A 7,662-nucleotide genomic window follows, 5' to 3' on the forward strand; every position below is an offset into this window, starting at 1 on the left:
AAAAGGCTCGAATCACTTTTGGGGATTCGAGCCTACTCGGTTTTACCTTGTTTGAAACTAATGTCGCCCCTTATGACTCCCGAGCATCATTTGTCATCCAGTCGGCTTTTAAACTCAAAGACTTTCTCAGCACAGACATCTACGCAGCGACCGCAACTAATACAATTTTGCGACATCACTCGTCTGTCCCCTTCCTTCAATGGCTGACGAAGTATCTCTGGCTCAGGACAAACGTAAAAACAGTCCATGCATTTATCGCAGTCTTCACGACGTACCGCTTTTACGCGAATCACGCTCTTACGACCAATCACACCATACATGGCACCTAATGGACACAAATGACCACACCAACCGTGTTCAACAAGCAGCAAATCGACGATAAACACCAAAGCAATGAGAATCCATCCTGCACCCATACCAAACACTAAGCCTCGATGCAGTGTCGCCACTGGGTCAAGCCACGCCCATAAAACCGTGCCTGTGACTGCACTGCCTACCAGCAAAACACCAATTAGCCAGTAGCGGATTTGTGGCGACCAACGGTAACTCGCTTTCAAGCCCATCTTTCTGCGAAGCCAAGCAGCGGCATCGGTAACAATGTTCATTGGGCAAACCCAACCACAGAAGACGCGTGGCGCAACGATCAAATAGAAAGCAATCACTATCCCCGCGCCCGCAAGCACCGTGAGTTCAGGTATGTGACCCGCTGCTATGGTTTGCATCACAATCAAAGGATCGCTCAAAGGCACAGTCCCTAAAAGCAGGCTCGATGATAGATTGCCTTGCAGGATCCCCCACGTTGGGCCAGCGATAAAACAGACCATAACTGCAATTTGGCATAACCGTCTTAGAATAAGAAACCGATGTGCTCGCCACCAGCCTAAAGTCTCGATCGCTTCTTTACCTGCATTCTTTGCCAGATTCTTAGCCATTATAGATTCCCCTTCTTCAAGGAGTTCAGAGACTCAAGTGCATCAGTCGGAATCACATCTTCAACTGGCGCATTGTTGAGATCTCTATCGACCTCTTCCCACCCCAGTTGATAGTGCTCACCCAACTTACCCATGGCTAAGTTGGTCGGAATCACTTTGATCGCAGATACATCAAGAACACACGCTTGTTCACACTTACCGCAACCAGTACAAGCATCAGAGTGGACGGTTGGGATCAACTTAGCGTGGTAACCGGTTCGGTCATTACGAACGTGTTCTAATGTGATCGCTTTGTCTATTAGCGGACATACTCGATAACACACATCGCAACGCAAACCACGCCAGTTAAGACAGTTCTCATGGTCGATTAATACTGCGGTACCCATACGCGCATCATCGATATCTTTAAGCAGTGGGTCTAACGCGCCAGTCGGACATTCCACCACGCAAGGAATGTCTTCGCACATCTCACAAGGAATATCACGGGCATTAAAATAAGGCGTTCCAGAAGGAAGTGGCGAAAGCAGCGTTGCAAGTTTTAACGTGTCATACGGACAAGCTTGAACACATAAACCACACCTAACACAGGCCGATTCGAAGGCTTCACCCTCTAATGCACCCGGTGGCCTTACTGGCAGGCCGGTAGTGTCTCGCGCTTTACTTTGCATGGATTGCAACCCAAGCACGGTTGCCGCAGCGCCAACCCCTGCCGCGGTTCTTGCGGTGTCACGAAGAAAACGGCGACGACCTTCGGAGAATTTTGGTTTTGATGACTTCATATACCACCCACTACGCGCAAAGCTATAGCAGCCCTTGCTCGTTATTATTTGCTATCCATAGACTTCTCCTACGAGCCCACTCAGTGAAAAGCTCATAGTCAGTAATCCTTGGTAATTGGGTTATCTATAAAGGATGGTATGAAAAAGCCATTGACTCAAATCAATGGCTCACAATTAATACACAAAAGTAGTAGGGATATTTGTTAGCAGGATCACGCTGTTATCAAAGTGGTGAGAGGCAGCTCAGCGTGGGTAATCATAATAAATTGAAAAGCCTAAGCTTTGAGCTTGTCTTTGTTTCTCAACACGAGAGCAAGAGCACCGAACAGCAGCTCCCCAACCAAGTATAAATACATAACTAGATTCGCTTCACCGTCATTCCAAAGGCCGACCAATCTTCCAAACGCCATTGCTAACAAAATGACAGCAACAAAAATCAATCCAAGCTCGACATCATCTTTGAGTTTGACGACCAAGAACATCATCAAGCCAATCGACAGCTGAGCCCCGCCATATGTCGCTCTAAGGTCTATCACAGCGGATGCCGTATTCAGCTCTGCCCCTGTGATCCAATATGCCATCCCTGTAGGGATGAGAAGAAACAATGCACCATAAACTATGAAGAAAACAGCGGTGGCATAAACCAGTAGTTTTGACATTTCTAATCCTTTAGTTGTCTCAAAATTACCTATATTGGATTTAAAATACTAGCCGACCCACAGTAAGCTCACACAGCTTATTGGTATGTTTCTTCTCGTTTTTTGTCATCCATCGGAAAGGCAAGGTTTACGACTTTTGCCAACAAAATCCCACACGCAACACCACCAGCGTTAGCCGCTAAATCCAACCACTCACCGTAACGGTTCACATAAGGCTGAATAATCTCGATTGCACCACTCCACGCAATAAAGAAAAATGCAATCAACAACCAGTTCTTCGGCCTTGCCAATGCAACCGAGAATGTTAAAGCCGCATAGGCGATAAAGTGATGCGTTTTATCCGTGCCCGGCACTGGCGGAAGACTAGGAGCCGGAAGAAGAGAAAGAATGGTGATAGCAGCCAAAACCAATAAGGTAAGTGCTAACCAATATTTTTGAACTAAGCCGATCAAACGACGCATAACTGCCCTTACTTACCAAAATTGAAATGTACTCAAAATAACAAGTTGCATAGTAAACAGCATGTCAAGCGAGTACAACTGTGTCGCTATATGGGCGAGTATCTTCAGATACAAAAACGCCACCGAAATGGTGGCGACAAAAATGCATCTAGTCGGTTCGATATTACAACCACTTATCCGAAATTGGTGCGTATAATTTAAAACGCATTTGTACTGCAATATTCTTTGATTTCAACGGATTTCCATGTTCATCTCTCACTAGGTATGTCCACTGACGAAGCGCCTCTGTGGCACTCTCATCAAAAACACCTTTCGGCCATCAACGAGTGATCTGTATGTTAATCGGCTTTCCTTCTGGGTCTAAATCAAACCTAAACTCCACAGAGCCCTCAACGCCAGTACTCAACGCTTCATTCGGGTACTTGGGTGCAACTTTATAACTGGCTTTTGGGCCATCAGTAAGGTTTGATTGAGTTGGCTTTGGTGCCGTTGCACAAGAAGCTAAAGAAAACATGCATAAGATCATCAACAGATTTTTCACACCAAACCCCATTCGTATAGTCGGAAAGCATTAAGCCAAAATATCAACACCACCTTTAATATCAATACCTTGCATAATTTTCGCGACTATACAGTAAAACTGCATACTAACAAAATTGAGTATTAATTTTGTGAGGCCTTGTCTGAAAGACATTATTGAAGGGCTGTTTCCACACGCGCCTACAATCTATGAGTATCGTTTTCAGTAACGTTTAGACAAAAAGAACCGCTAAATAGCGGCTCTCGGTTATTTAGGCAACACCTTACTCTCTCACTTGAGCTTGATTTCTTCTTTCTCAATTAGTAACGACAGTTGCTTTAAAACGTAGGGTTGTATATCCCTCTTCCAATATATTTGAGAATAATTTACTTTGTTTTTTTCTGGGAGGTATGGCCGTATTTCTTCCATCACTTTTTGAACCGCTTTCTTATCGGGTTCGCTAAGTCCACCTAAAAAAAAGTCCTCTTCCACCTGTTTTGCAATATATTCGTCATATTGCTCAAGTGTTTTTATCATCGCCCAGGCACGAGTGTTATCCTCATACTTATACATAAGGTAAAAAGTATAAAGCACACTCCAGTCGCCTTTTGGCAACACGTTTTCTAGAGTGAACTGATAATACTCTTGCTCTCGCTCATGGTATGAGTATGCCAATCCGAAGAGCTTTACACTCAGCAGTATGTCAGGGATAACCTGTTCACTTTCGCTCAGCTCAACGTCGTAAGCATTTTTGCCATGCATACTGCTTATTAAGCGCATCAGTGGTGAAATTTGATCGTCTTCATCTACCCAGTAAAACGCAGCTAGATCACGATTCGGCTCATAAGGCAGTACTTTCAAAGAAAAAGCTATTGTTTCTTTGACTAGCGGTACATCAAAATGAGCTAAAAGTGCCAGTTTGTTGAGTGCACGGTCCCATTTTTTAAGCTGTTCTAATCTAGTCTGGTGGCTGCCAGAAAATTCAAATTCCAATGAAGCAATCAATTCTTTAAAGAAACGCAAGCGATTAACTTCACTCATTATTTCAATTTCATGAAACAATGCCTTATTAAAAGTATTGCTGCAAAGAAGTGGTCGGCTAAAACTATAAAGACCTTTCTCAAACTCAGAAGAGTATTGCCTTCCTTTGATGTTCTCCGCGCACCAACTTATATTCTTTGCTTCAAGCTGCCAGCTGTTGTAAAACACCTTTAACCATAAATAATCATCACTGTACAACTCCATTAGCTGGTGTGCTTTTCTCAGTCTCTCAGCAGATATTACAGCATTTTCACCGTGGCTAGTTATTGAAAGAGGTGTCCAAAGATAGTAAATCAGTGCCGTGTTGAGTACTCTGATATCACCCTGTTCTGCAAGTTCTAATATCTGATCGATATAACGCTTTTTTATATCATCAGACAGCTGCAAGTCATCAAGGCCTTTATCACGGCTATAATGCGCTGTTCTTGGTACAGTATTGGCTAATACGATTTTTGCTCTCGCAAAAATAGAACCAGCAGCAGCTTTTTCAACTAGACTTGCATAATCCTTATTTAACTCCCACTGAGCATTAAAATTACCGAGCCTAGCAAAGTGATGATCAATACGCTCAAAACGCCGTTCTCTCAACTCAACGCCAGGGCAACCACCACTTGCGATATAGTGGTAATAACTATAATAAGATGGCTCGGTCGTTTTTAGCTCCTCTAAATCCTCGGTATAACGTTTATCACAAGCCTGCTGAACGGGCAGGAAGTCTTGACTCGCCACAGGAAAGCTAATCGCCGCAAATGATACAACTAACCCCAAAAGTACTCTTCGTTTCATTTTTTAACTCACATTAAATACCTAGCAATTTTCAGCTGGCCTTATTACATAAGAAAAAACCGGTAAAACAATACTATAATTACACTTTCGTGATGCATAACATGGGACTATATAAAATTCATGAGATATCAGTATGACAAATAAAACCACTTAACTTAAGTAGATAAGTGAGACAGAAGTAGCTAGGTGTTAGCAACGATGCAAGTTTAAACCTAAAATTCTCTACCGCTACTTTGTCACCAATTAACGATTTTTGGACAAAAAAAGAGCCGCTACAAAAGCGGCTCTTGATTTTCAAACTATTTCGAATTCGTTCAGATTACTCTTTACCGAATACGTTGTTTTCTTGCTCTTGTACACGGATGAAAGTTGTACGCTTAGTTAGCTCTTTAAGCTTTGCTGCGCCTACGTATGTACAAGTTGAACGTACACCACCAAGAATGTCAGAGATAGTGCCGTGAACAGAACCACGGAACGGAAGTAAAACAGTTTTACCTTCAGCTGCGCGGTACTTAGCAACACCACCAGAGTGCTTGTCCATAGCTGACTGAGAAGACATGCCGTAGAACTTCATGAACTTCTTACCGTCTTGCTCTACTACTTCACCGCCTGACTCTTCGTGGCCTGCTAGCATGCCGCCTAGCATTACGAAATCTGCGCCGCCGCCGAATGCTTTTGCAACGTCACCTGCACATGAACAGCCACCGTCACCGATGATCATGCCGCCTAGGCCGTGCGCCGCGTCACCACACTCGATGATTGCAGAAAGCTGAGGGTAACCAACACCTGTTTTAACACGTGTAGTACATACAGAACCTGGGCCGATACCAACTTTAACGATGTCAGCACCCGCTAGGATTAGCTCTTCACACATGTCACCTGTTACAACGTTACCTGCAGAGATAACTTTGTTCGGGAATTCAGCACGTACCTTTTGAACGTACTCTACTAGGTGTTCTGAGTAGCCGTTTGCGATATCGATACAGATGAAGATTAGCTCTTCAGATAGCGACATGATCTCTTTTGTTTTTTCAAAATCAGCGTCAGAAGTACCTGTTGATACAAAAACATTGTTTAGCGTCTTCTTATCTGCTGATTTTACGAAGTCAGCCCACTGCTCTACTGTGTAGTGTTTGTGAACAGCTGTCATTACTTCGTGCTCTGCAAGAGCCGCTGCCATTTCAAAACTTGCAACAGAATCCATATTTGCTGCAATAACAGGAGTACCAGCCCATTGACGACCGCTGTGCTTGAATGTAAACTCGCGGGTTAAATTTACTTGAGAACGACTTTTTAGTGTTGAACGCTTCGGGCGAAACAGTACATCTTTAAAGCCTAACTTAAGTTCTTGTTCGATACGCATGGTGTTTTTCCTTGATTCATAAATGTATGTGTCACTCGCATGGTGCGTTGTAAAGTCGTTGGCAGACGAGTTTACTTTTCTTCGGACACAAAAAAACCGGAGCGTTGGCAGACGCTCCGGTTTTCAGCATTATAGGCCGTGATTTATTAACAGCAAGTCTGATATTTCATTTTTTTTTATGCTATCCTCCCAAAGATTCCATATCCGAATTCCTCTCTCCTTTCCTATTTTTCAGCTATTTACTTAGATATTAACAACTTAAGCGCACAGCGTGACGCAAACTTACGCAACATTTGCGCAAACGTTTTCCACCCCTTCGTTACTACTTTCTCTTTTTATTTCTATTTCTGTGAGAAAGAGACGTCATCATGGTCGATATTTGACCTATCGAAACACTTCAAAAAGTCCATATTTTTTGAATTTTCTTGTTTGAGTGTCTAAAAAATCGCCGTTATGAAAAAGAATAAGGTGTCGCAGAGATCAAAAGCTCACTCTTTAGCGATAACTCTTGCGAGTCAAACAGTCTAAAATAAGGTATAAGTTGCTTATTAGAACGGCTCTTTATATTAAACAAGAGCACATTGAATGGCTTACAAGGACGTTAGTTATGAAGAAAACCCTCCCTCTACTCGCGCTTTTATGTATCAGTGGCTCCGCTTTGGCACAAAATGGTCCAGGTTCTTTCTATACCAATCTAGGTGCGACTGCGATTTCTGATGGTTCAGATTCTGAAACAGCCTACTTTGCGCAGCTAGGATACAACTATTACCTTTCACCTATGGTGTCGCTCGATCTTAGCTTTGGTCATACCGCAACGTTAGATAGTACTGTGACGTCAGAATCTGATGGCTTTGCTTCAAAGTACAACTCTTACAGCGCCGGCTTGAAACTGGAGCAGAGCTTTGGCGGGTTTAACCTCTATGGTTCGGGCGGAGCGAGCTACATCGATTCCGAGGTCACACGTTGGGATGCAGTCAACAGCGTATCCAAAACAACAACAGACAGCAGTATCCAACCTTATGCGAGTACAGGTATCACTTTTGCTCTCCTTGGCTCACCTTTAATTCTAGATACAGGTATCAGCTATCAATGGCTACCAAGCGGAGAAGGTGCCGCTTCTG

At 43.4% G+C, this 7,662-nt stretch carries 8 protein-coding genes; 1 reads left to right on the forward strand and 7 read right to left on the reverse strand.

Annotated elements, in window-relative coordinates:
- Nucleotides 1–86 precede the first annotated feature (86 nt).
- The 7 genes from napH to KI743_RS03725 all read right to left on the reverse strand — a co-directional run bounded on the left by napH (nt 87) and on the right by KI743_RS03725 (nt 6,541).
- A complete protein-coding gene (gene napH, locus KI743_RS03695; protein ID WP_285465066.1) occupies nt 87–932 on the reverse strand; it encodes a quinol dehydrogenase ferredoxin subunit NapH in 846 nt (281 codons plus the stop codon).
- Nucleotides 932–1,711, reverse strand: coding sequence for a ferredoxin-type protein NapG (gene napG, locus KI743_RS03700; protein WP_150870166.1), 780 nt, complete (start codon nt 1,709–1,711; stop codon nt 932–934). Before napG ends, napH begins: the two co-directional genes overlap by 1 nt.
- Before the next feature lie 275 nt (nt 1,712–1,986).
- Nucleotides 1,987–2,370, reverse strand: a complete 384-nt coding sequence (locus tag KI743_RS03705) for a DUF4345 domain-containing protein (RefSeq protein ID WP_285465069.1) — start codon at nt 2,368–2,370, stop codon at nt 1,987–1,989.
- Nucleotides 2,371–2,447: 77 nt separating this feature from the next.
- Nucleotides 2,448–2,831, reverse strand: a complete 384-nt coding sequence (locus KI743_RS03710; protein WP_285465071.1) for a VanZ family protein — start codon at nt 2,829–2,831, stop codon at nt 2,448–2,450.
- A 319-nt stretch (nt 2,832–3,150) separates the two neighbouring features.
- Complete coding sequence (locus tag KI743_RS03715) at nt 3,151–3,372, reverse strand: TonB family protein (protein ID WP_285465075.1); 222 nt, start codon at nt 3,370–3,372, stop codon at nt 3,151–3,153.
- 270 nt (nt 3,373–3,642) lie between these two features.
- Complete coding sequence (locus KI743_RS03720; protein WP_285465077.1) at nt 3,643–5,178, reverse strand: hypothetical protein; 1,536 nt, start codon at nt 5,176–5,178, stop codon at nt 3,643–3,645.
- A 319-nt stretch (nt 5,179–5,497) separates the two neighbouring features.
- Nucleotides 5,498–6,541, reverse strand: a complete 1,044-nt coding sequence (locus KI743_RS03725; RefSeq protein WP_285465078.1) for a GMP reductase — start codon at nt 6,539–6,541, stop codon at nt 5,498–5,500.
- Between the two features lie 607 nt (nt 6,542–7,148).
- On the opposite strand from KI743_RS03725, the gene KI743_RS03730 reads away from it, so the two are divergent.
- Nucleotides 7,149–7,662, forward strand: a 514-nt coding sequence (locus tag KI743_RS03730; RefSeq protein ID WP_285465081.1) for an outer membrane beta-barrel protein, incomplete at its 3' end; no start/stop codon positions are given.

Origin of the sequence: Vibrio sp. D420a, assembly GCF_030248625.1 — a bacterium.
Taxonomy (GTDB): Bacteria; Pseudomonadota; Gammaproteobacteria; order Enterobacterales; family Vibrionaceae; genus Vibrio; species Vibrio fortis_A.